At 69.8% G+C, this 22880-nt stretch carries 24 protein-coding genes and 1 pseudogene; 12 read left to right on the forward strand and 13 right to left on the reverse strand.

Translation table 11 applies throughout. The annotated features are described in order from the left end of the window. Positions 1–173: 173 nt before the first annotated feature. Positions 174–815 carry a methyltransferase domain-containing protein gene (locus EOT10_RS26685; RefSeq protein ID WP_223281217.1) on the forward strand — a complete coding sequence of 214 codons (642 nt, stop codon included), beginning with the start codon at positions 174–176 and terminating at the stop codon, positions 813–815. 13 nt (positions 816–828) lie between these two features. Here EOT10_RS26685 and EOT10_RS26690 read toward each other — a convergent pair whose 3' ends face one another. Next, a complete protein-coding gene (locus EOT10_RS26690; protein ID WP_127830878.1) occupies positions 829–1293 on the reverse strand; it encodes a MarR family winged helix-turn-helix transcriptional regulator in 465 nt (154 codons plus the stop codon). Positions 1294–1341: 48 nt separating this feature from the next. Between EOT10_RS26690 and EOT10_RS26695 the strand changes: the two genes are divergently transcribed. The 3 genes from EOT10_RS26695 (at position 1342) to EOT10_RS26705 (ending at position 4528) form a co-directional block, all read left to right on the forward strand. Then, entirely contained in the window at positions 1342–1815 is a 474-nt protein-coding gene (locus EOT10_RS26695) for a MarR family winged helix-turn-helix transcriptional regulator (protein WP_127830879.1), read from the forward strand. A gap of 310 nt (positions 1816–2125) precedes the next feature. Next, positions 2126–3748 (forward strand): N,N-dimethylformamidase beta subunit family domain-containing protein, encoded by a 1623-nt coding sequence (locus tag EOT10_RS26700; RefSeq protein ID WP_223281218.1) that lies wholly within the window; start codon positions 2126–2128, stop codon positions 3746–3748. A 135-nt stretch (positions 3749–3883) separates the two neighbouring features. Further along, the gene (locus EOT10_RS26705; protein ID WP_127830880.1) at positions 3884–4528 is read left to right on the forward strand and encodes a dihydrofolate reductase family protein; all 645 of its coding nucleotides are present in this window, start codon (positions 3884–3886) and stop codon (positions 4526–4528) included. 306 nt (positions 4529–4834) lie between these two features. Here EOT10_RS26705 and EOT10_RS26710 read toward each other — a convergent pair whose 3' ends face one another. Beyond that, positions 4835–5431 (reverse strand): TetR/AcrR family transcriptional regulator, encoded by a 597-nt coding sequence (locus tag EOT10_RS26710; RefSeq protein WP_127830881.1) that lies wholly within the window; start codon positions 5429–5431, stop codon positions 4835–4837. 67 nt (positions 5432–5498) lie between these two features. Here EOT10_RS26710 and EOT10_RS26715 point away from each other — a divergent pair, with 67 nt between their 5' ends. Beyond that, complete coding sequence (locus EOT10_RS26715; RefSeq protein ID WP_127830882.1) at positions 5499–5696, forward strand: hypothetical protein; 198 nt, start codon at positions 5499–5501, stop codon at positions 5694–5696. Between the two features lie 111 nt (positions 5697–5807). Here the strand turns inward: EOT10_RS26715 and EOT10_RS26720 are convergent, their stop codons facing one another. After that, a complete protein-coding gene (locus EOT10_RS26720) occupies positions 5808–6917 on the reverse strand; it encodes a DUF6183 family protein (RefSeq protein WP_127830883.1) in 1110 nt (369 codons plus the stop codon). 388 nt (positions 6918–7305) lie between these two features. Continuing rightward, positions 7306–7608 carry a transposase gene (locus tag EOT10_RS26725; RefSeq protein WP_127830884.1) on the reverse strand — a complete coding sequence of 101 codons (303 nt, stop codon included), beginning with the start codon at positions 7606–7608 and terminating at the stop codon, positions 7306–7308. Positions 7609–7815: 207 nt separating this feature from the next. Here EOT10_RS26725 and EOT10_RS26730 point away from each other — a divergent pair, with 207 nt between their 5' ends. Together EOT10_RS26730 and EOT10_RS26740 are read left to right on the forward strand one after the other, a co-directional pair. Next, positions 7816–8376, forward strand: coding sequence for a T9SS type B sorting domain-containing protein (locus EOT10_RS26730; RefSeq protein WP_223281219.1), 561 nt, complete (start codon positions 7816–7818; stop codon positions 8374–8376). Positions 8377–9007: 631 nt separating this feature from the next. Further along, complete coding sequence (locus EOT10_RS26740) at positions 9008–9424, forward strand: ASCH domain-containing protein (RefSeq protein ID WP_127830886.1); 417 nt, start codon at positions 9008–9010, stop codon at positions 9422–9424. A gap of 172 nt (positions 9425–9596) precedes the next feature. On the opposite strand, the gene EOT10_RS26745 is transcribed toward EOT10_RS26740, so the two are convergent. The 5 genes from EOT10_RS26745 to EOT10_RS26770 form a co-directional block, all read right to left on the reverse strand. Then, positions 9597–10781, reverse strand: a complete 1185-nt coding sequence (locus tag EOT10_RS26745) for a methyltransferase domain-containing protein (RefSeq protein WP_127830887.1) — start codon at positions 10779–10781, stop codon at positions 9597–9599. Next, the gene (gene tgmB / locus EOT10_RS26750; RefSeq protein ID WP_127830888.1) at positions 10778–11743 is read right to left on the reverse strand and encodes an ATP-grasp ribosomal peptide maturase; all 966 of its coding nucleotides are present in this window, start codon (positions 11741–11743) and stop codon (positions 10778–10780) included. Before tgmB ends, EOT10_RS26745 begins: the two co-directional genes overlap by 4 nt. Beyond that, positions 11740–12036, reverse strand: a complete 297-nt coding sequence (tgmA, locus tag EOT10_RS26755; RefSeq protein WP_127830889.1) for a putative ATP-grasp-modified RiPP — start codon at positions 12034–12036, stop codon at positions 11740–11742. The genes tgmB and tgmA overlap by 4 nt, the downstream gene beginning before the upstream one ends. Before the next feature lie 86 nt (positions 12037–12122). Further along, complete coding sequence (locus EOT10_RS26760) at positions 12123–12584, reverse strand: hypothetical protein (RefSeq protein WP_127830890.1); 462 nt, start codon at positions 12582–12584, stop codon at positions 12123–12125. A gap of 612 nt (positions 12585–13196) precedes the next feature. Next, positions 13197–13628: an ATP-binding protein gene (locus EOT10_RS26770; RefSeq protein ID WP_127830891.1), complete on the reverse strand. Its 432-nt coding sequence runs from the start codon at positions 13626–13628 to the stop codon at positions 13197–13199. Between the two features lie 217 nt (positions 13629–13845). Between EOT10_RS26770 and EOT10_RS42145 the strand changes: the two genes are divergently transcribed. Next, positions 13846–14265, forward strand: a complete 420-nt coding sequence (locus EOT10_RS42145) for a helix-turn-helix domain-containing protein (protein ID WP_223281231.1) — start codon at positions 13846–13848, stop codon at positions 14263–14265. A gap of 292 nt (positions 14266–14557) precedes the next feature. After that, a pseudogene (locus EOT10_RS26785) lies at positions 14558–14702 on the forward strand (IS5/IS1182 family transposase); the annotation flags it as partial. A 73-nt stretch (positions 14703–14775) separates the two neighbouring features. On the opposite strand, the gene EOT10_RS26790 reads toward EOT10_RS26785, so the two are convergent. The 3 genes from EOT10_RS26790 to EOT10_RS26800 all read right to left on the reverse strand — a co-directional run bounded on the left by EOT10_RS26790 (position 14776) and on the right by EOT10_RS26800 (position 16772). Further along, positions 14776–15243 (reverse strand): RICIN domain-containing protein, encoded by a 468-nt coding sequence (locus EOT10_RS26790; RefSeq protein WP_127830941.1) that lies wholly within the window; start codon positions 15241–15243, stop codon positions 14776–14778. 358 nt (positions 15244–15601) lie between these two features. After that, positions 15602–15961 (reverse strand): nuclear transport factor 2 family protein, encoded by a 360-nt coding sequence (locus EOT10_RS26795; protein WP_127830892.1) that lies wholly within the window; start codon positions 15959–15961, stop codon positions 15602–15604. A gap of 25 nt (positions 15962–15986) precedes the next feature. Next, a complete protein-coding gene (locus EOT10_RS26800; RefSeq protein ID WP_127830893.1) occupies positions 15987–16772 on the reverse strand; it encodes an SDR family oxidoreductase in 786 nt (261 codons plus the stop codon). 99 nt (positions 16773–16871) lie between these two features. Here EOT10_RS26800 and EOT10_RS26805 point away from each other — a divergent pair, with 99 nt between their 5' ends. After that, a complete protein-coding gene (locus tag EOT10_RS26805) occupies positions 16872–17390 on the forward strand; it encodes a winged helix-turn-helix transcriptional regulator (RefSeq protein WP_150135863.1) in 519 nt (172 codons plus the stop codon). A gap of 255 nt (positions 17391–17645) precedes the next feature. On the opposite strand, the gene EOT10_RS26810 is transcribed toward EOT10_RS26805, so the two are convergent. Then, a complete protein-coding gene (locus EOT10_RS26810; protein WP_127830894.1) occupies positions 17646–17861 on the reverse strand; it encodes a hypothetical protein in 216 nt (71 codons plus the stop codon). 198 nt (positions 17862–18059) lie between these two features. Here EOT10_RS26810 and EOT10_RS26815 point away from each other — a divergent pair, with 198 nt between their 5' ends. Together EOT10_RS26815 and EOT10_RS26820 are read left to right on the forward strand one after the other, a co-directional pair. Further along, positions 18060–19508 (forward strand): chymotrypsin family serine protease, encoded by a 1449-nt coding sequence (locus EOT10_RS26815; RefSeq protein WP_127830895.1) that lies wholly within the window; start codon positions 18060–18062, stop codon positions 19506–19508. Further along, positions 19505–22858, forward strand: coding sequence for a DUF6603 domain-containing protein (locus tag EOT10_RS26820; RefSeq protein WP_127830896.1), 3354 nt, complete (start codon positions 19505–19507; stop codon positions 22856–22858). The genes EOT10_RS26815 and EOT10_RS26820 overlap by 4 nt, the downstream gene beginning before the upstream one ends. Positions 22859–22880: the final 22 nt, after the last annotated feature.

Genomic DNA, 22880 nt, shown 5'->3' on the forward strand with positions numbered 1-22880 from the left:
GGGAGCATTGTGCCCTCGAACGGCGGCCGTCCCCCTGCCCGATGGGACACGGCCCTGCCTGCCAGGGTGAGTTCCCCGGCTGGTCCGAACTCCTTTCCTCCACCCCGGGGTTGAGTCTGGCTGTCCACCCCAGGATTGATCTCTCCTTGGAGCCCGTCTGCTGAAATGAGTCCGTGACTGCCGCGTTGCCCCGCATCTGGCCCAGCCCCGACAACAAGCCGCTCCCGCCCACAGGAACGGCCGAGGTCTTCCGCGCCTTCGCCCGTGACCTGGCTGCCGGTCGCCGCTCCTGGGACGCCGAGACAGCCCGCTTCATCGCAGCCCAGTTCGACCAGCTAGCCGCCGAATGGGACACCACCCGTGCCACCGGTCGAGACGACCCTCTGCGCGACGCCCTGGAACGCGGCGGCCCCTTCCCTGACGGTCCGTGCTTGGAACTCGGCTCGGGAACCGGCCTGTTCACCCCACTGCTCCGCAGAGTCTTCCCACGCGTGATCAGCGTGGACCTCTCTGAGCAGATGCTGCAGCAGGCCGCGGGACGCTCGCCGTTGCGCGTGCGCGCCGACGCCGTCAGCCTTCCGCTGGCGGACGCCCAGGTCGCGGCCGTGGCAGCCATCGACATGCTGCTGTTCCCCACGGAAACCGCCCGCGTACTGGCCCCCCACGGCGTGGTGCTGTGGATCAACCAGTTTGGTGAGGACGGGCCACTGTACGTGCCCGCCACAGAGGTTGCCGCCGCCCTGCCCGGTGACTGGCTGGCCGTCGAGGCCGATGCCGGCTGGGGCAGCTGGGCTGTCCTGCGCCGTGGTCACTGAACGACCCGCACCTCTACTGGCAGGGCGTTTCAACCGGCAGGGCGTCAAGGTGGGTGGCGACCCGCTGGAGCAGTTCCATCAGCACCGTGTGCTCCTCGGACGAGAGGCACTCCATCATCCGAACCCTCAACGCTCCGACCTGCTCGGAAACCCGCTGGTGCCCCCGCCGGCCCTCGCCGGTCAGCGCCACCGAGCCATCGTCAGCCGCGTGGGCCCAGCCGCGCTCGATGAACCGGTCGACGTACGGGCGCAAGGTCGGCTCGTCGGTGGACAGGAACGCGGCCAAGGTCTCATCGAGTTCGGCGATGGTGATCGGGGCGTACGAGATGGTGTTCAACACCTGCCACCCTCGCCGGTTCAGGCCGTCCGTGGCGAACAGCCGGCCCATGCTCTCCTCGATCGCCCCGTCGATGTGCTTCAACCAGTAGCCGAGCGGGCGCTGCTCGCGGACGTCGGGCAGCTGAGTCAGGTCGGTCATGACAACCCCCAATGCATGCCTTTTGACAACTATTGTAATCTAGCATGTATGTCGAAGAAGGAACAGGACAAGGCGATCGCCGACGTCGAACGGGCGATGGTGGCGATCCGCCGCAGCCAGACCCGCCGATCGCTGGGGCGGTTGGCGCCACCCGACGGCGGCAAGCCGATCGACCCCACGCTGTTCAACGTGTTGGACGTCATCGAGGACCGCGACAAACCGTGCTCCGTCTCCGACGTCGCCACCGCGCTGGGCGTTGATCAACCGAGGGCGAGCCGACTGGTGCTCCGCACCGTCGAGGAAGGGTGGCTGGACCGCAGGACCGACCCGTCCGACGCCAGGCGCACGCTGCTCGCCCTGACCGACTCCGGGCGGGAACAACTCGACCGCACACACCGGTTCCGGCAGGAGATCTTCACGCGGGTGATGGCGGACTGGCCGGACGCCGACCGGTCCGAGTTCGCTCGACTCATCACCGCGTTCGTCACCTCCTTCGCTCAAGTGGTCCCCGGCGTCGATTGAGCTTCCAGGACCGGTTGGAACTGAGGGTGCATCTGCGTGGACAGGTAGTGGACAGGTAGGGGAACCCCACCGGCGCCGCATCGTGTGCGAATCCTCTCCGGGCCAGGCCTTGCTCTCGCCCGACCGAACTGGTCCTGAATCGCCGAACCGGTGACAACCCGGTGTGCCCCGAGTCGGTGCGCAAGGTGGCCCGGGAGTGTGTGCGCGTACCCGCGAGTGGCCCTCTTGCGGTCGCCTGTCGACGGGCGCCGCTTCAGGATCGTCCTGGCGACGCGGCGTGCAGCGCGGCGGGCAGCATGGGAGAGAGTCGATGGACGACGATGTGGAGGGCCGTGACCGCGCCGCGCGCGACATTGCCGCGGACGGCTTCGACCGCAGGCGGTTCCTCGGGGTGACGGCGGCAGGGGCCTTCTCGCTCGCTGCCTACGGGGTGACCGGCTGCGACTCCTCGACGGGCGTGCGTCCTGGCGCCGAGCCCGGCCGCACCGAATCCGAGCCGTCGGCCGCCAGGGAGAGGCGCCGAACCGGAAGCCCTGACTGGCGTATCCGGTCCGAGGGTCCGCCCGATGCGATCGAGGGCTACGCCGACAAGGTGAGCGTTCTGCCGGGTGAGGCGTTCGGGCTGTATGTCTCGACCACCGCGCCCGGCTTCCGCGCCTCGGCGTATCGGATCGGCTGGTACGGCGGTGCCCAGGCCCGGCTCGTCTGGAGATCCGGCCGGGTGGCGGGCCGACACCAGCACCGGCCGCGACTGAAAAGCGGCACCCGGACCGTACAGGCCGACTGGGAACGCACAACGGCGGTGCCCACCGGCGGCTGGCCGGAAGGCGCGTATCTGCTGCGGTTGGACGCGGAGAGCGGACACCAGCGGTACGTGCCGATGATCGTCCGCTCCGCGAGCGCCTCGGGCAAGACCCTGCTGGTGCATGCCGTGGCGACCTGGCAGGCGTACAACCGGTGGGGCGACTACAGCCTCTACGAGGGGAAGGACGGAGGCTACGGGAGTCGTTCGCTGGCCGTCTCTTTCGACCGGCCGTACGACAAGAACGGCGCGGAGAAGTTCATGGTCTACGAGCGGGCCGCGGTGGTTCTCGCGGAGCGGCTCGGCATTCCCCTGGCGTACACCACGGGTGTGGACATCCACCGCGCCCCGTCGGTGCTGCGGGGCGCCACCACTGTGGTCTCGCTCGGCCACGACGAGTACTGGACTCCGGAGCAGCGGCGGTACGTCACCCGGGCGCGCGACGCGGGGACCAACCTGGTCTTTCTGGGCGCCAACACCTGCTTCCGGCGGGTCAGGCTGGAGCCGCTGGAGACCGGTTCCGTCCGCACAGTTGTCTGCTACAAATCCGACTACAAAGACGATCCGTACCTCGTGAACCACCCCACCATGCCGACCAACGACTTCAGGTCGCCGCCCGCGGCCCAGCCGGAATCCTCCCTGACCGGAGTTCTGTACGAGGGCTATCCGACGGACGCTCCGTACGTCGTCCACGGCACGGACCACTGGATCTTCGCGGGGACAGGGGTGAAGAGGAGGGACTCCTTCGACCACCTCGTCGGGGTGGAGTACGACCGCGTCATGCCACAGACGCCCGCGCCCGGGCCGATGGAGATCGTCGCCCACTCCCCGCTGGTCTGCAAGGGCCGGAGCAGCCACTCCGACTCCGCGTACTACACCGTGCCGAGCGGCGCGGGCGTCTTCGCCACGGGGACGATGCGGTGGGTGGAGGCCCTCATGGCCGGAACGAGGGAGAACGGCGGCAACCACGGCATGGACGCACGTACCGGCGCCTTCGTCACCCGTGCGACCGAGAACGTGCTCCGCGCCTTCGCGGCCGGCCCCGCCGCGAAACGCATGCCGCCGGCGCGCGACAACGTACGCAGCGTCTACGGGCATAACGGGCATACAACAGAGAAAACCGATCGGTAGGAGGACCTGGGCGAGGGGGCTTCCCGGTTGCTCCGGCCGACTGGGTGAGGCCGGGTTCCAGCGTGGCGATGAGTCTGCGGGCTCCCGCGGGTCTGACTCTTGACGGAGACAGAACCCACCCTTCGGGAGGAAGTCATGGGACTCGTCCACATCGAGATGTTCGCGACCCTCGACCTTGTAGGGCAGGCGCCCGGCGGCCCCGAAGAGGACCCGTCGGGGTTCCCGTTCGGCGGCTGGCAGGCGCCCCTGCTCGACGAGGTCACCGGGGCAGAGATTCTTGCCGCGTACGAAGGCACGGACGCGCTCCTGCTCGGACGGCGGACGTACGACATCTTCGCGGCCTACTGGCCTCACCAGAAAGGTGGCGAGGACAACGAGATCGCCACGCTCTTCAACCGCGTCCCGAAGTACGTCGCCTCGCGCGGCAGGCCCGACCTGTCATGGGACGGGTCCAGCCAGCTCGGCCCGAACCTGGCCGACGCGGTGTGCGAGATCCGTGAACGGCACGAGAACATCAAGGTCGTCGGGAGCCTGAACCTCGTCCAGACCCTCCTGAGCGAGAAGCTCTTCGACCGTCTTGACCTGTGGGTGCACCCGATCGTGCTCGGCGTCGGGAAAAAGGTGTTCGACGACGGCGCGGTGCCCACCAACGTCAGGCTCCTCGAACCCCCGGCGACCTCTCCGAACGGCATCGTGTACCTGCGCTACGGGCTCGCCGACGGCACGCCCGCCACGGGGGACATGAGCGCACCCGACCGCGGCATGGCAAGCGGCGACTGAAGCCGGCGGGGGCCGCGCGGCCACCGCCACCCCGACGCCGCGCCCGCAGAGGATGACGACACGTTGCGCCGGGGTGCCGGGCGGGCAGTCAGTCAAAGCCACCAGTGGCAGAGGGCTTGCAGCCACCCCCGGCATTCCTGGGTGGGGCAACGGCACGAAGGGCTGACCCGGTCTGAATCCTGCGGCGAGACTGGCACCGGCACGCGGTGGCCGGGCGGACAGGTCCTGCATTCATCTTCACGGAGAAGGGGCACGGGACCGTCGGCCGGCACCGGTTTTCTCGGCGCCGACTTACCCAACCTCGCCTCAGGCGCCGAGTTCCGCCAGATGCTGGACCAGCATGTCCCGCGCCTGCTGCGGACTCAGCCGCGCCGGCCGGGCCAGCAGCTGCACGACCATCCCGTCCAGCAGGGCGTGCAGCCGCGCTGTTTCCGCCGCACGGGTGCGTCCTGCGCCGAGCGCCCCGAGCTCCTCCAATGCGGCCACGGCGCTCTCCACCGCGCCACGGATCAGCTCGTCGACCTCGCCACGGCGCTGCGCGGCCGACGCGTCGCGGTGGGCGAGCACCACCAATGCAAACCAGGCTTCGGATTCCAGTCGGCGCTCGTCGTCCAGCGGCAGCAACTGCTCCAGGTGGGCCTGTACCAGCTGTGGCGACCGTGAGTCCGCGGCGGCGTCGGCCTGGCCGATCCGCTGCCGCACGGACTCCACCACGAAGTCGATGGCGAACAGCACCATCTCGGTCTTGTTCGGGAAGTAGTGCCGCAGGGCTCCGGCCGACCAATCGGATTCCTCGGCCACCGAGCGGACGGACACCGCGTCGAAGCCGTCGCGCAACGCGACGCGCCACAAGGCGACAGCCAGCTCTGCGCGACGCCCTTCGTGATCTACGACCTTTGGCACCAAGCCATTATCACACACGCGTGTTACATTGTTTCTAGTACGGCTGTGTCAAAAAAGGAGGCCGATCATGACCAGCATTCGCTGGGCTCCATGGTGGATCTACGTCGTCGTCATCGCCGGACTCAACGTCGCTCGCCAAGTCCTCTTTCCACCCTCACAGGTGGGCACCGCGGTCACCGTCGGCCTGTTCTTCGTGGTGCTGGCGATCGGCTTCGCTGTCGGCACGGCCCTGCACGCGCTCCTCGCGCCCCGCAGCCGCGAATAGCGGCGGCCGGTACGGCCGATACGCCCCGGGCAGCGGCCCCTTCGGCTCCTGGGATGTGGGCTTCACCCGGGGTGCGGACCTGACGGCGGAGAACGAACGCATCGGCGGCCCTCAGTCTGTGTCCGTCGCTGCAAGGACCGCGATCCGGCGGCGGTCGGGCGAGAGGGCGGCTATGCCGTAGTCGTAGATCTCGTTGTGGAACCAGTCCGCATCAGCCTCGAACTGGAACCATGTGCTCTGCCGGGCCTGGCGTTCCACCTGCTGCGCGTTCGCGTCCGGCGGGGCGCTACTCAGTCCCGCCATCGACTTCCATGCCGACAGCCGGCCGAACGCGCCGTGAGCTCCCGAGCTGTACATGCCGCCCTTTGACGCGGTGGCGAAGAGCAGGCTCCAGATCTCCTCCACCGGGCGGCGAGCGATCTCGAAGCGATCTGTGGGACCGAGCCCGTCGACACAGCGCATGGGCAGGGTCGGCAGCAGAGCAGGCACACGGTTGGGCGTGATGGCTTCGTCCAGCACGAAGACCCACGCACCGCAAGCACCCCAGCCACCCGCCTCCACGGCGGCGGTAATGGTCTCGTGCACCTCCAGGGTCGCGACGTCGCAAAGCCCGGACCGCACTGCGGTACGTGGTGTCGGCGGGTCCATGCGGCCCTCGGCCGGCAGCTCGGTATCCATCTCGCTGGAAGCGCCGCGTATCGAGCGGCTCGGAAAGTCGACGTGGGCCTCAAGGTCACTGAGGTGCGCCGGCAGCCAGGCCAGGGCATGCCAACTCGGCTGCACGAGCGGCCAAGAACGCAGTTGCGGGAACGCGTCAAGGTCCACGCCGCGGAGCACCAACTCGTGGAAGAGACAGCCTCGCAGCTCGTCCAGCCGATCCCGCTCGCTGCGCTCGAAGAGGGTGGTTGCCAGGTCAGCGACGTGCTGATGCTCCGCCAGGAGCGAGGCGACAAGCTGCGGCCGGGCGCCGGGCCCCGCAGGTCGCTTTTCGTCGAGGAGTTGGAGCAGCTGCACCACGCTGTCGCGACCAGGGGTCAGGGCGAGCACGCGCACCACATGTCCCAGATGGCGCTCGTAGTTCCGTATCTGTTCGACAGCGGTCGCATGCAGGTCGGCCAACTGTGCCCCCAGCTCGCGCACGTAGAGAGTGTCGCCCTGCGCGGCGCGCTCTTCGGCCTGGCCCCATACGAGATCGCCGAGATCGTCCCTGGCTTCCTTCACGGTCTGTCAGCCTATGCCCCGCGGACACCCCAGCGGCCTACGTTGTCCGGAACTGGTCCCTCGCCTACCTGCGCAAACGCACAGCCCGCCCAAGAAAGTACCGCCCCCGGGGCGGGGCCCGGGGGTCGCATGGGGTCGCGGCCCCGTCATCTGGACGGAGTGGCGCGCCTCGCGTGTGGAGCGTCAAGCCACGACCCCGGCTCGACCCGGGCCTTCACCCGGAACGCTCAAGACATACACAGTTTATGTGTGAATTAATGCCCACTGCACGTAACGGGCATGTCGCCGAATGGCAACAGGCTCTACCGCGCCCCCTTGACCTGCGCTTACAACGTGGTTCGCGATTGAGGGTGGGGCGTGCTGGCCTGGCGAGTCATCGAGTGGGTGGTCACCTCTCGGCGGCGCGGTCGGAGACCAGGCCAGCGATGGCCGAGTGAGTCTCGTCGTAGTAATCGCGGCGTCCCATCCAGCGTTGCAGGGGGCGCCACTGCTTGTGCTCGGCGTTGCCGTGCACGACGCCGATCCGCTCCGAGGACTGCTGGCGCCGGGCCTCCTCCCAGACGGACAATTCCTCGGGGGTGGCGTCCTTGCCCGGTTTCTTCGGGGGCGCCTCGACCTGGTAGGGGAAGTCTCTGGCCAGGCCCAGATAGCCGGCGTCGACCCTGTCGGTCCGCGCGGCATGGGCAGTCACCGTGACCGCATGACGACTGACGCCACCCTGATGGGGCTCGTTGAAAATCCTCACCCGTTGCTCAGGGATGGGACAGACCTGCTCGCCCGGATTCCCCACCTGCAGGACGCTGAGCTGCGGCACAACGGCGGCTCTCCCGACTCGCTCCCGTCAGCCAGGCGATTTTCCGCGTGACGGGCCGGACCGCCAGGCGGTAGAACCCGACGTGTGACTGTCTTCTACTGCGCCAAGTGCGGGACCGCGCTCACCGGGGAACTGGTGGCCCTGCCCACAGTCCCGGACGTCGACGACCCCGACGACGGCCGGGACAAGAAGACCGGGCGGGCCCGCTCCACCGTCCCGCGCGGGCACTACGCCATCGACCCCGACCCGTGGGGCGCGCCCTTCGTCCCCGCCGCCGCACTCCGCCAGCACGCCCGCAGTTCGGGACGCGAGCTGCTGCGGCCCGACACCGGGGCCACCGTCTCCGCGGGCAAGCGCCACAGCGTCGTCATCCACCCAGACGATGTCCTGCCCCGCCTCGCCCCCTTCACGTGTGGGGACAACTGGACCGGGTGCTGCGGTTCCACCGGGGCGCATGGCCCCAACCTGGCCTGCGCCTGCGGCTCACGCCTGGCCACCTGGGCCGCCGATTGCCTGGGCCCCAACGAACTCCACCTCGACCCCGTCCGCGTCATGCCTGGCACCAGGGCGGAGCCACCGAGGACGCTTTTGATAGCGAGGAACGGGCCTGACCGTTCCAGGCAAGAGGCTCAGGCCCAACGGTGACAGGTCAACGAAATGAGGAACGAAGAGCAAGCCTGGGGATTTTCAAGGCTCTGACCGAACTTCCGTGAAGTCCGGTTCGCCCAGCCCTAGCCAAAGCAGACCCGGGGTTGGATCACCGGTGCGCCTATCCGGGCCATGTCCGGGCGCCCCCCGAGTCAGAGATGCCCGGTGGGGGTAGTTCATTTCGCGCAAGGTGACCTTGGGATCCATGAGGAGATCAGCTATGTACGCAGTAATTCGGCGTTACGAAGGAGTGACTGACTCCGCCGAGGCAGGACGCCGAGTGGACGAGGGGTTCGTTCCTCTACTCCGCCGAGTCCCCGGTTTCGTGGCCTACTACTGGGTGGACGCCGGGGACGGAGTGATGGTCTCTACCAGTGTCTTTGAAGACCAATCCGGGGCCGAAGAGTCGATCAACCGGGCGGCGGACTTCGTACGGGATAGCCTCTCGTCGCTGCTCCCCAACCGTCCTCAGGTCACGGCTGGCCCGGTTGTCGCTGCTGGGTAGCGACCTGCGAAGTGGGCCGCTGGATCCCCACTACCTCCACTCCGACGTCCTGGCGCTTCACGGAACTCCGGCCAGAGCCATTTTCAAGAATCGCCATCAACCCCACCCGCGAACCTCGCATCGATGCCCAGGGCCGAGTTCGCCTTCCCCGGCCCGCTGCGCGACCAGCTCGTCGCAGCGATGCTCAACGGTTCCAAGACTTCCACCACAGGACTCCTTGTCGACTACGAGCATGAAGGGGAGCCCCTGCCGAAAGTCGGGAGCCATTCGGTGGTCATCGACTCGGATGACCGTCCGGTCGCGGTCATCGAGGTCACCTACGTGCGTGTCGTCCCGCTGGCGCAGGTGGATCTCGCTCACGTGGTGGACGAGGGGGAGGGGGACACCAGCGTGGCCGAGTGGCGGGCGGGCCACGAGCGGTCCTGGCACAGCGAGGAGATGCGCGCGGGGTTGGAGGACCCCGAATTCGCCGTGGACGACACGACGCTGGCGGTTCTGGAACGCTTCCGCCTCATCACCGATCTTCACCCTGTCGATTGACCATCCGCCTATCGCTCACCACGTCGTTAACGCAAGGGCGACGGAAGGTTCCCCTATTGGGTACGTGATCAACATCTCTCGACCGAAGCAGCAGTTGCGCGGATCGCTGCGGGTGTTCGCCGGGCGAACGACACCGCCCCGGCCCATGACGCGGGGGCGGCGCGGGCGCGAGTCACGCGACCGGCAGCCGCCAACTCGGGCCGTCCTCGGCGTCGTCGAGCCACACCCGCTGTCGGTCCGGCTCGACGCTTACCCCGAATTCGGTCGCGTGCGGCGACCCCGCCGCCTGCCACAGCGCGAGGGACTGCTCGACCTCGGCCCACAGCGACACCGGGCCACCCTCGCGGACCGACCAGCCGTCGCCGTCCTCGGTCAGCACGGCGAACGATCCGTTGGCCGCGTCGAGGACGTACGCCCGCATGCGGCCGCCGTCGCCCGGCATGAAAAAGCTGCGGGCGTTCGGAATGGCGAGCTGTGCAACGAACCCGCTGTCAGGCATGTGCAGCGTCTCGGGCCCGACCTCGGTTTCGCGGGTCTTGCCGTCGTCGTCGCCGGGCAGCATGCCGAGGTTGGCCGGCGCCTGCTGCTGCCGCGCCATCATGAACCCGGGCTCGGCCGCGATGAACTGCCCGACTGCGTGCTCGTCGTCCTGAACCTCAAGGCGTACGAGCCCGAGGGAGCGCAGCCACCCACGCAGGGTGGCCACGACGAGCCCGCCCGGGGTCGTCTCGCGCAGCCACGCCCACGGGATGCCGCGCACGCCCATGGTCGCGATCGTCCGCGCGGCCGGGGTGCGCAGCCCGGCGCCGGCGAGGCCGTTCCCGACGACGAGGCCCGGGGAGTAGCCGCAGTAGTTGAGGGCGACCCGGGCCCGGGCGGCGACGCCGCGGTCGGTCTCGACCGAGGTGCCCCGGTGATCGCCGAAGCGGTGGCACATGAGGGCGGTCGAGTAGCCGGTGCCCGTGCCGTACTCGGTCACGGTCGTCTCGTCGTCGCCGTCGAGGGCGTCGAGCATCTGCACGACGAGCGAGGGCAGTGTCGAGGAGGACGTCGGGTCGCCCCCGTCGAGCGGCTGCGGGTCCGACCAGTCGACGTCTTGCCCGTCGAACTGCGTGATCAGCGTGCGGTCGCTGTAGACCCGGCGCAGCCATTCCTCGGTGCCGACGAGCTCGCGCGTGATGGGCACGTACCGCGTGACGCCGGTCGGCGAGTCCGTGGGCACGTAGAACTTCGTGGTGAACAGGTGTCGGGGCACTGTCTCGGCGGCGGCCCGCCAGTCGGCCGGCAGCTTGCCCTCGGCGGCGAGCTGCTCGGCAAACCGGTGGCGCAGCTCGTTCGCGAGAACGGGTTCGGTCATGAGTGGTTGCCTCGTTCCAGGAGATCGGCGAGCGCGGCAGTCATGGGCAGCCCGGTCGGGGGCTCCATCCATGCCCACTGTCCCGAAGGGTTGCACTCGATGAACGTCCACGTGCCGTCGTCGGACAGAGTGAAGTCGAACGAGCCGAAGACGAGCCCGAAGTGCCGCAGGTACGCGAACAGTGCGCGCTCGACGTCGGCCGGCGCGGCGACCGGGGTGTACGTGTGGGTGGTGTAGTCAGTGCGCCAGTCGAGCAGCCCCGAGTCGATCCGTACGGCGAACACCTGCTCGCCGATCACGGTCACGCGGACGTCGGCGACCTTGTCGACACGGGCCTGCAACAGGTGCATGGTCCCGGCGACACCGTCGTCGATCTCGTCCTCGGTGACCTCGTCGACGCGTACGGTCTGCGCCTGCCCGTCGACGAGGTACAGCGGGGTCGCAAGCGGCTTGTAGATCACGGCCCCGTGTTCCTTGACGAACGCGCGGGCGTCGTCGGGCCGGTTCGTGATCAGGGTCGGCGGCAGAACGAACCCGGCCTCGGCCGCGGCGGCGAGCCCGGCCGGCTTGTACTCGGCGTCGCCGATGCGGTGTGGGTGGTTCACGTACAGGCAGTCGGGCAGCGACACGAGCACGCCGCCGAGCCCGTACCGGGCCTGCGCTGCGGCAAAGCGCGCGTCCTGGTCGTCGAGGTGAGGGAAAGCGAACCCGGACGGGCGCCGGTAGTACAGCGCCCGCACGCCGTCGAGCTGGGAGACGCGGGTTGGGGTCGCGAGACTGCCCCGCCACTGTGTCGTGCCGCCGCCGATGTGGGCGGAGCACGTCAGGGTGGCGGGGAAGTGACCGGAGTCGAACCGCACGACCGGGACGCCCCGGCCGTGCAGCTCGGCAATCACAAAGTCGGCCGTCGGGTCGTCATCGTTCGTGACGACCGCGACCGGACGCGCATCAGCGTGTGTCACTGGTCGGTGTCGTTACCCGTGTCCGAGTCGGTGCTGCCGCCGCCCTGCCCGTCGGGCGAGGTGCCAGTCGACGGGTTGGTGCCGCTGCTCGTGCCGTGACCGGGCGACGCGACCGGGACGCCGGCCATGTTGAAGTAGCGGCCGGTCTGCGTCGCCGGGTCGATCTCGACGCGGGTCTGCTCGCCGTAGACGGCCGGGTACGGGACGAAGCGGCGGGTTCCCCACGGGCGGGGCGTGCGGTGGCCCTGCGGCAGTGGGGTTCCCGTCGGGATGCGTTCCGCGTAGTTGAACATCGCGTTCCTCTCGCTGGTGGTTCGGTCGGATCGTGCGATGGAGCAACCGCCCCCGCCGGCAGCTCGTACAGCGGCGGGGGCGGAGATCAGGGGACGGGCCGCAGCAAGCGCGGCCGCCGATGCCTGCCCCGGTCCGTCGAGGGCCGGGTGCGACCGGTGAACGCGGGTATCTGCGGGGCCCGTCGGGCCGGCAGCGGGTCGACGCGCAGCTCGTAGCGAGCGCCGTAGTCGGTGACGGTGAACGCGTACGGGCGGCCCTCGGCGAGGGCGAGCAGCACGTGCTCGTACCGTTCAGGGGTGTTTGCCCACGCGCGCAGAACGGCGTCGGGCCGCGGGCCGTAGGCAGGGGCCCTGACCAGGGGCACGCGGGAGAGGTACGGCGTAGCCGGTGTGGGAGCGAGCAGCCCGGCGTACCGGCCGGTCGTCTGCCGGGCCCATCGGGCGGCGAGGCGGGGCGTTGTCGCGCGGTACGTCGCGAGGATCGCCTCGTACGTGCCGTCGAGGGAGCGGGCGAGTAACTCGCACCGGTAGGCGTAGCGTCTGGGCACCGTGGCACCTCCGCAGCGGGGCGGGAATCGTGGGGGCGTGCGCATGGGGTGGGAAGTCGGGCCGCTCGGCGGGAGCCACGGGGGAGGACTCGACCGCCGAGCGACCCTGTCTTAGGGGAGCGCCCGGGTATGTATGCGCTGCGCCGAGTCGGCGACGCTTGCGGCCGCGAAGTACAAACGGTTCGCGGCGATCCAGGCGGTGATGTACTCGTTCACCGCAGGGCCGACCGCAGTAGTCGACAGGGGGGGCGAGGCCGACGGCGAGCAGCACGTGCCCGATCTCGCAGATCACCCGCCCCCAGTTCCCGGCGCGCGTGGTGAGCGCGTGCGGGGTGCCGTCGAGGCGGACCAGGACGACGCCGTTATGCACGGCGATCCGCTCGCCCACGTCGGGCAGCGTGGCGCTAGCGGGGGCCGCGCCGAGGGCGTGCGCAAAGCCGAGCATGCGGGACTCGATCGCGGCTGTGGTGTCGGCGTCGCGTCGCGGCATCGGGTGCGTGATCAGCATGGGCGCGAACCCGCGATCGCCGATTCGGTCGACCCACGGCCGGACAGACAGAGACGCGATCACGCCAGAGGTCGGGACGGCCGGGGCGAGTTGCTCGGTAGGTGTCACTTCGCGATCACCTCGGCCCACACGGTCTTGCCGAACGCGGCGTCATCAACGCCCCATTGGCACAGCCCGTCAAGGATCAGCAGCCCTCGGCCGCGGTCTCGCTTGTGCGACTCGGGCCGCGGCTGGGGATGCCGGCGGACCGGGTCGCGTACTTCGATCCGTGTGCGGCCGTTGCCACTGTGGAGCGTGAGCGCGAGGGCATCGCCGGGCTCGGTGCCGTAGCGAATGCTGTTGGTGACGAGTTCGCTCGTGACCAACACGATCGCGTCGACGTAATCCTCGGCGGCGTCCGGCTCGCTCTGCATCACGTGCTCGCGGGCGAACTGCCGTGCCGCGCGAGCCGATCGAGGCTCGCCCGACAACACCAACTCTTGCCGCTGATCGAGCCTCGGGGCGAGGAGTCGCGCGCCCTGTCGCATGTCGACCATGAGTGTCCTCTTGGTGACGGGTAGTGCGATCACTCAACCCCGCTGCATCCTGTAGAGGCCACGAACTACCCGCACACTGCATACGGCAATTCGTGCGGCGCATACCGGTGCACCACTTTCGGCCGATGCCGCGTAGCAAGAGGGGGAGAAGGAATCCGTGAACTGGTCCGCGCAAGCAATCCGCGACGCTGCACGAGCAGGCGACTACGGCCGGGTGGTGAAACTCGCCCGGGTCGCAGCTGGCCTTTCGCAAGAGCAGCTCGGGGAGGGCTGCGGGACGAGCCAGTCCGCGGTTTCGCGCCTTGAGGGAAGGGGCGCGGGATCGTACGAAACGGCTCAACTGTCGCGGGTGGCAAGCCATCTTCAGATTCCCCCGCACCTCGTCGGCTTAGCCGACCACACAGCGGCGAACGCTGGGCGGGGGGATGGAAACGGAACCGATGTGGAACGGCGCAGCTTCCTCGGAGGGGTCGCGGCAGTCGCCGCAGCGCCGGCGCTCTCCATGGCGCCCACGCAGCGGGCGCACGCAGCCGAGACCGGACAAGCGGCCACGCTTCGCGTGGCGACGACCGCATTTCGGCGCCTCGACGGTACGACGCCGTCGCGGCAGCTCGTCGACCGGTGCTGTCGCACCTGAAGTTGACGCAGACGATCGCGCAGGATGCCGAGGGCGAAGACGAGCGCGCGAGACTCGCGGCCGTCGGCAGCGAAGTCGCGAGCCTCGCCGGGTGGCTTCACTGGGACATGGGTGACAACGGGTCAGCCCGAACGTGGTACGGCTCGTCGATCAAAGCGGCCCGACGCGCGGGTAACCCGTTGCTGGCTGCCTATCAGTTGGGCAGTCTCGCGCAGTTCGAGGCGCACTCAGGCAACGCGGCGCAGGGCCTCAGCCTCACCCGATCCGCGCGCAAGCAGCTCGGCCCGAACTCGTGGATGCCTCCCACATCCGCGCGAAAAAAAGGGGGCGAGGCGACCGGCCCGTCACCGGTCGACCGCGGGAAGACGGGCAGTAAACACCATCTGATCTGCGACGGGAAGGGCACCCCGTTCAAGGTCATCACCACCGCGGGCAACGGACCGCCTTCCGGCCTCGCGTAAAAGTAGAGCTGCTCGCCCGGCGGCATCTTGAAGCGGTCGGGAGATCCGTTCAGCCGATGGTGAAGCGCTGGTTCCGGGCGCCTCGGTCGCAGCGGGCAGTGCGGTAGTAGCCGTTGTCCTGCCGGCAGAGGCAGCGGCCCGTGCCGACGCTTTGGAGCATGATGGCGCTGCGGGCGGCGGGCTGGACGGTGCGCCACTTCTGGTATGAGCCGCCGTTACAGCGCAGGGGATAGACGTCGCCCCGGTCCTTGCTGTCGAGGCAGCGGCCCCAGAAGTTGTTCTTGAGGGTGGTGCTGGTGTTGAGGCGGCCGTTCCACTGCCACAGGAGGCTGCCGCGTCCTGTGTCGCAGCGGTCGCCCTTGAGGCCGGTTTCGTCGGTCTCGCGCAGGCAGTCACCGTAGCGGTAGTTCGCGAAGCGGCTGGTGGCGGTGGCAGCCGAGGCGGGTGTGGGGGTGAGGAGGGGGAGGCCGGCTGCGGCGATGAGGGCGGCGAAGGCTTTCCGGGGCGGGCCGCGCACTGGGGGTCTGCTCACAGTGGTTTTCAGAGGTACCTCAACAGGATCCCCGAACACCACCGCCTATGCCTGAAAAATGGGGAAAACGCGCTGACGACTCCTGAAGGTCCGAGAGGAGGCGGTTTCCGGCGGGACGTCGCGCCGTTCTGATGGGGATCTTTGAATCTCCTCACCCTGTGCTGAGGATGGGTCCGGAGTTGCTCGCCTTGATTCCTCAGGCGTGCAAGTGCTGATCTGCGGGTGGATGCCGAACTTGAGGCTGGTTCTTGGTCGGGTAGCTGGGTGGGCGCGAGGGCTGGGAGGGGGCGGTCTGGGGTGGGTGGGGTCTTTCTCGTGGGCAACAGGTGGTGTGGGAGCGGGCTCAGGGTTCGATGGCGAGGTGTTCGATGAGGTCGTCGCGCAGCGTGAACCGATAGCGGAGATCAATGGTGCCGCCGGGGAAGTTGCCTTCGAGGTGGTGTGTGGCGATGTAGTGGGCCTTGCTGGTCTCCTGAGCGTTCGTGAGGTGGATGGTGTAGGTGAATTCGGTGGCGGCTCGGTCCAGCCACCGCTCGATCGCGGCGCTGCCCTGGTAGGTGTTGCCGTCGTCGATCACTGTGGCGTCGTCGGTGAACGTCGTGACCGCGGTGGCGGTGTCGTGGGCGCGGTGGGCTGTGAGGTAGCGGGTGATCACCTCGGGCAGGTCGTCGGGGGTGATGGTCCGGGGCTGGTTGTCGTGCATGACGCTCCTGATGGTGGTGGCGGGTTCAGACGGTGGGGGTGGTGCCGCCGTCGATGACGTGTTCGGCGCCGACGATGGCCGAGGCGCGGTCGGAAACGAGGAAGGCGACGAGCTCGGCGACTTCCTCGGGCTGGTTGGGACGGCCGAGCGGGATGCCTCCCAGGGAGTCCATGAGCCGGCCCAGCGCCGCTTCCTGGGTGATACCGGCGTCGTGGGCGATCCGGGCGACGAGGTTGTCAGCGGCCGAGGTCTGGACGAAGCCGGGTGACACGGTGTTGACGCGGACGCCGTGGGGGGCGACCTCGTTGGCCAGGCCCTTGCTGTAGGTCGTCAGGGCGGCCTTGGCGGCGGCGTAGGCCAGAGTTCCGTTCCACAGCGGCATGCGGCGCTGGATCGAGGTGACGTGTACGACCGCCCCTCTGCCTTTGGCGATCATGTGTGAGAGGAGGGCGCGGTCCAGGCGGACGGCGGCCAGCAGATTCGTGTTCAGCTCCCTGGTCCAGTCGTCCTCGCCGAGCGCGGCGAATCCTCCTGCCGGTGCCTCGGAGCCGCCGAGCGTGTTGACCAGGATGTCGACGCCTCCCACGCGGGCGTCCACCTCGGAGGCGACGTGGGCGGCGCCCTGGACGGTGGACAGGTCGGCGGCGATGAACGTCTTCTCCTCGACGTCGTCGGGGCGGCTGCGGGCGGTGACCAGCACGGTCGCGCCGGCCTCGGCGAGCCGTCGGGCGATCGCGGCTCCGGTGCCCTTGGTGCCGCCGGTGACCAGAGCGCGTCGGCCTTCGAGGGATTCGCTGATGGATGTGGTCACGTTGTGCTCCGTTCCCGGGCGCGAGTATGCGAGGCACCGCCCCCGTCTTGGCTGCTAAAATCGAAGCTACTAACTTCGACTTTAGCAGTAACTGAGGGGATGGTCGCCGTGGCAAGCCGGATCAGGCTGGAGGACCGGGAGTGCCCGCTGTCCACAACGGTGGAACACGTCGGCGAGTGGTGGACACTGCTGATCCTCCACGACGCCTTCGACGGCTACACCCGCTTCGACCAGTTCCAGGAGAGCCTGGGCATCTCCTCCAGCATGCTCACCACCCGGCTGAAGACCCTGGTCGCGGATGGCCTGCTGGAGCGCCGGCCCTACCAGACCAGCCCTGTCCGGCACGAGTACGTCCTGACCGAACTCGGGCGCTCGCTGCGCCCGGTGATCGTCGCCCTGGCCGCGTGGGGCAATGCCCGCCTCACGCCGACGGAGCGCAGCATGATCCTCGTCGACGCGCACAGCGGCGAGGAAGTTGAGCCCGTCGTCGTCGACGCCAAAACCGGCCGCCGACTCGACGACAGCGCCGCCTACGTCTTCACCGCGGGCCCCGCAGCCAGCGACGCGATGCGCAGCCGCTACGCGGCACGGCCGGCCATTCCCGCGGAAGAGGCGTAAGTCCGCCCGGAAGAGCCTCGTACAGCCTTGAGCAGGGCCGCGAGCACGGGCTGCACCTGACCGGTCTCGCGGCACCGGCTTGTCGCCGGCGTGATACCTGCCAACCCTCCCCAGCCGTTGAGAACTGGATCAAGTGAGGCGAGGAGTAACACCGGTCGTTTCCAAGAATCCCCATCAGGGCCGCCGCAGGCTGATAGCTGTACGCATCAGTGCCCCCCGCCGAGCCGACTCGGTGGGGGCACTGACGTGTGGAGGCTACGCCGCGGCGTCCGCGTTCGTGCTGGTCTTCGCGGCCGCGCGCTGCCGGCGCCGAGCCTCGGCCCGCTTGCGCCGCGGCTCGGCTGCGGCGAGGGCCTGTTCGAGGGCGACGAGCTCGTGCGGCGCCGCACCATGGGCACGGTCGGTCGTCCATGGGGTACGCGCGCCGCTGCTCGATTCCGACCGTCCGCTCGATACGCCGGGCCGCCTCACGAGCGATACGGCCGATGCGGGCGCGCTGCGCCTCGTCGAGCGGCAGGAACGGGCCGGCCTCGTCGTGCAGCCACGCGGCGGCCCGCGGGGCGGTGCGCCGGCGGACATCACCAACGGGTGATTCCCCCGGCAAGGCAGGGAAACGGACAAAGGCTATCAATTACCCTGGGTGCACCTTGCTCACCGGCGGGAGGTGCAGTGCCCAGCGACGACGAGACGTTGCGCATCAAGCGGGACGGGCAGGTGTCCCTGTTTGACCTGGACACGAGGATCTACGGGGTCGGCCTGGGCGGCAACGTGGACGCGAACGGTCACCCCACCGGGGAGCTTGCCATCTGGGTGATCGCGGGATCGCAGCCGGGCTCAGGGCTGCCCCCGATCAGACAGGTCGTCCCCCCGCTGTTCAATGGCGTCAAGACGCATGTCGTCGAGATGAAGAAGAGCGAGCCGGAGCTCCAGAGCAAGAGAGTGGCCGGCGGCAGCTCGGTCCGCGGGTACACCGCCTCGGCCCCCGGCCAGCCGGAGCGGGAAGTGGGTCAGGGCACCCTGGGCATCACCGCCCGCACCGCGAACGTGCCCGACGGCAAGCGCCCCGACGTGCTGCTCTCGTGCCGCCACGTGCTCGGAGACCAGCCAGGCGGCCGGGTCGTGCAGGTTAGTTGCTCGGAGTGCTGCGAGCCCGACGTCGGGCGGGTGCTGCGCGGCGTCAAGAAGGTGGACGCGTCGATCGCGACGATCAACGACGACTGGGATGTGGACGAAGGAAAGATCGACGGGGTGAAGCTGGCCGGCGTCGCCTACGTCAGTCCGCTGCTCGACTGGTCCACGCTGCCCGGCGACGTGCTGCCCGCACTGAAGAACCTTTCGTATGAAGTCCACAAGTACGGAGCCGAGACCGGGTGGACGCAGGGGCTCGTCGGTTGTGTCGACGTCGCCTTCGTGCCCGCCTGGACCCATGTGACCGTGCCGTCGATCCTCATTTCGTCGACGGGCAAGGACGCGTCGGCGTTCTCGAAGCCCGGTGACTCCGGGGCCGCGATCATCGACGGCAGGAGGCGGGTGATCGGCCTCCTGTGGGGAGGAGCGCAGACCCCGGACGACATCGGTTTCACCTGGGCCGTCCCCATCCGGGAAGTGGAGCGGGAGCTGAACATCCGCGTCGCCGCCACGTCGCCGTCCACCTGGGGGCCGGTCGTCACCCCGACGCCGACCGGACCGCACCACGCCCTGGCGCGCACGGCGTTCGGGCGGGAACTCCTCGACCTGTACGGGCGGCACGAGCCCGAGGTCCGGGCCCTGCTGCAAGACAGCCGCCCGTTCGTCGTCGCCTGGCACCGCGGGCGGGGCCCGGACCTCGTCCGCGCGCTCACCGCGGTGGCCGAACGCCGGGCCGAGACACTGCCCGCCGAGGTCGAGGGGCGTTCGTGGGCGGACCGGGTGGAGGCGCTCGCGGGAGCGCTGCGCGGCCTCGGCAGCCCCGGACTCGTCCGTGACCTGGACCGGGTCGTGCCGCTCGTGGCCGGGCTCGGCGGCCGCACGTACGGCCAGGTGCTGGAGCTCGTCGCGGGTATCGAACCGGGCCTGGAACCGGGCCTGGAACCAGGTCTCGAAGCGGGTCTTGCGGCGGGACTGGAGGCGTCGCCGTGAGCGCGAGCGCCCTCGCGCTGCTCTGCCGGGGCCTGGGCAGGGCGCTGGCACCCCTCCGCGTCGCCCTCCTTCCGGAGCAGGTCGGCGTGCTCGTCGCCGGCCTCGGCCTCGGGCTGCCACAGCAGGTGCTCGACGACGCGGACTGGCAGACGGCGGTCGGCGCCGCCCGGGACACGGCGGACGAACTGTTCGATCTGACAGACCAGTTGAGTACGGCGATCGCCGCCGACGACACGGCAGGCGTCGTCCTGCGCACCACCGCACTGGTCGAGCGGGTGGGCGTGCTCCGCAGCCGGCTGAACGCCGTCGGCGACCGGCTCACCGCCCTCGCGCCGGCGATCACGGGCGTGACAGCCGACGAGGTGACCGCGTTCGCCACCCAACTTCCCACCCAAGTACTTGAGTTGATGGCGATCAGCCATCTGGAGCGCGCGAACCGCAGCGCGTGCAACGCGCTCACCCTCTGCGGCCTGGTCGACCGTCACCAGGACCCGGGCGTGCCCGGCAACCCGGCCCGGCCGGCGTTCGTCGTGCGGCGCCTGCGCCTGGACCGGCTGGGCCCCCTGCTCGGCTCCCCGGGCGCGTACCTGACCAGCCTCTACGGGTGGAACACCCTCGCGTTCGACGGCCGTGCGCTGCTGTCGGCGCTGGCCGAGGCGGGCAAACTCGCCGCCCTCCCCACCGTGCTCACAGACACGCCGACGGGCCCCCTGCTCGACCTCCTCGGCGGCACGGTCACCGTCGACACGACGACGAGTCCGCCGGGGCTCGGCGCCGTCCTGCGCTTCGCGGTTCCCGGGGGACTCACCTACGAGCCGCCCATCGAACTGCCGGGCGCACACGTGCGGTTGGTCACCGGACCCGACCTGCCCGCGGGGCTGGCGGTGCGACTCGTCCCGCCGGGGGCGCTGCTGCTGACCCCGCCGGCCGGTGCCCCGCCGGTGGCCGGCACGGTCAGCGCCGAGGCGGTGATCGGCACCGCGCCACCGCAGACCTCCGTGGTGCTGCTCGGCGAGGCCGGACAGACCCGGCTGGAAGCAGCCTCGGTGTCGGCGTCCGCCCGCGCGGACTTCGTCAAGGACGCGGCCGGCGGATCCGCCCACGCCGCGCCGACGCTGGAACTCGCCCTCCAAGGCGGCCGGCTCGTGCTCCAGCTCGGCGGCACGAGCAGCCTGCTGAAGACGCTGATCCAGAAGGACGCCGTCCAGGCCGACCTCGATCTCGCCGTCCGCTGGTCCGACGGGAGGATCTACGTCCGCGGGGGCGCCGCGCTCAAGGCCGACCTGCCGGTCCATCTCTCGCTCGGTCCCGTCGACGTGCAGACCGTCACGGTGGCGCTGACGCCGGGCACCGGCGGCGGCCTGCCGGTGGAACTGTCCGCCACCCTGCTCGCGAGGTTCGGCCCCCTCGCCCTGCTCGTCGAACGCATCGGCCTCACCGCCGAGTTGGCCTTCCCCCCTGGCGGCGGCAACGCCGGCCCGCTCGATGTCACGTACGGCTTCAAGGCGCCGACCGGGATCGGCGCCAGTCTGGACGCGGGGCCGGTGACCGGCGGCGGCTACCTGCTCTTCGACCCGCCCGCCAACCGCTTCGGGGGCGCCTTGCGCCTCAAGCTGGCGTTCCTGGAGGCCACCGCCTACGGCATCTACGAACAGGCCGGCGACCACCCGTCGTTCGTCGCCGTGCTGGGCATCCGGTTCACCCCGGGCATCCAGCTCGGGTTCGGCTTCGAGCTCACCGGCCTCGGCGGGCTGGTCGGCATGAACCGCCGCGCGCAGGTGGACCTGCTGCGCGAGCGGCTGGCCGGCGGCACCGCGGGCAACGTGCTGTTCTGCGAGGACCCGGTGCGCAACGCGCCCGCGCTGCTCGGCGATCTCGGCGCGCTCTTCCCGGCGGCCGAAGGCGGCTTCCTGGTGGGCCCGACCGTGCAGATCGGCTGGCTGGCCCCGATCGTCCGGATCGACCTCGGCCTGATCATCGAGCTGCCCGGCCCGTGCAGGGTGGTGATCCTCGGCTCGATCCGCGCGCTCATCGGCGCCGACGAGACCGCGGCGCTGCTCTACCTGCGGATGGACGTCCTCGGCATCGTCGACCTGCCGGGCCGGCGGATCTCCCTGGACGCCGCGCTGGTCGGCTCGCACGCCCTCGGCGTCTTCCGCCTGTCGGGCTCCATGGCCTTCCGGCTCGCCTACGGCGACAACCCGTACGTGCTGTTCACCGTCGGGGGCTTCCACCCGCGGTTCGACCCCGGGCCGCTGGACCTGCCGCGGCTGGACCGGGTCGGCGCCGCGCTGGACGTCCACGTCGTCGCCCACGCCTACGTGCGGCTGGAGTTCTACCTCGCGTTCACCTCCAACACCCTGCAGACCGGCGCCCGCGTGGAGGCCGGGCTGGAACTGGGACCGCTCAGCGCGAGCGGCCACTTCGTCTTCGACGCGCTGCTGCAGTTCCGGCCGTTCCACTTCCAGGCGGACTTCAGCGCCGGGTTCTCCGTCGAGGCCTTCGGCGTCTCCTTCGCCAGCGTCAACGTCAAGGGCACGATCAGCGGGCCCGGCCCGGTCGTGGTGCACGCCCAAGGCAGCGTCCGGCGGCTCGGCATCAAGGTCTCCGGCAGCGCCACCTTCGAACTCGGCGGCCACGACGCCGACCACCCGGCCCCGATCACCAGCCCTGTCCAGGAACTGGCGCCCGAGCTGGGGGAGGTGCGCAACCTGCGCGCCGAGGGCGGCGATCCGTCGGTGCTGCCGGCGCCGGACCGGCCGGCGGTGGCCGGGGTCCTCATCGCGCCCAAGGGCCGCATGGTCTGGGAGCAGAAGCGCATCCCGTTGAACACCCTGATCCAGCGGCTCGGCGGCGTGCCGCTGGACGGCGCCCACCAGGTGCGGCTCGTGCCACCCGCCGGCTGGCAGGCGAGCGACGAGACGGACTGGTTCAGCCCCGGCACGTTCGCGGAACTGGACCTGCAGTCCTCGCAGACCCTCAACAACGCCGCCTTCGAGGAACTGCCGTCCGGGCTGCGGCTCGGCGCGGCAGCCGACAGGACGTCCACCGCCGAGACCTACACGGAGAAGATCGACCTCGTGAAGCGCCCGACCCGCCTGCGGCTGCTGCCGTTCCTCGCCGAGCCCTATCTGACGGTGGCGCTGCACTCCGCGCTGGAGGACCGCACCATGACACCCCGGATCGACCCCGGCCCGCCGAAGGTCACGGTCGCAGCCGAGACCGCCGACGTGTACGCCGCGGACGGCTCGCCGAGCCGGCTGGGCGAATCACCGTTCCAAGCCTTCCAGCTGGCCCGCTCCGGACTCGGCACCGCCTTTCCCTCAGCCGACACGGAAGTCGCGCTGTGAGCGGCAAGGGGAGGCTGCGGCC

Origin of the sequence: Streptomyces antnestii (genome assembly GCF_004005495.1) — a bacterium.
In the GTDB taxonomy this organism is placed as follows: domain Bacteria; phylum Actinomycetota; class Actinomycetes; order Streptomycetales; family Streptomycetaceae; genus Streptomyces; species Streptomyces antnestii.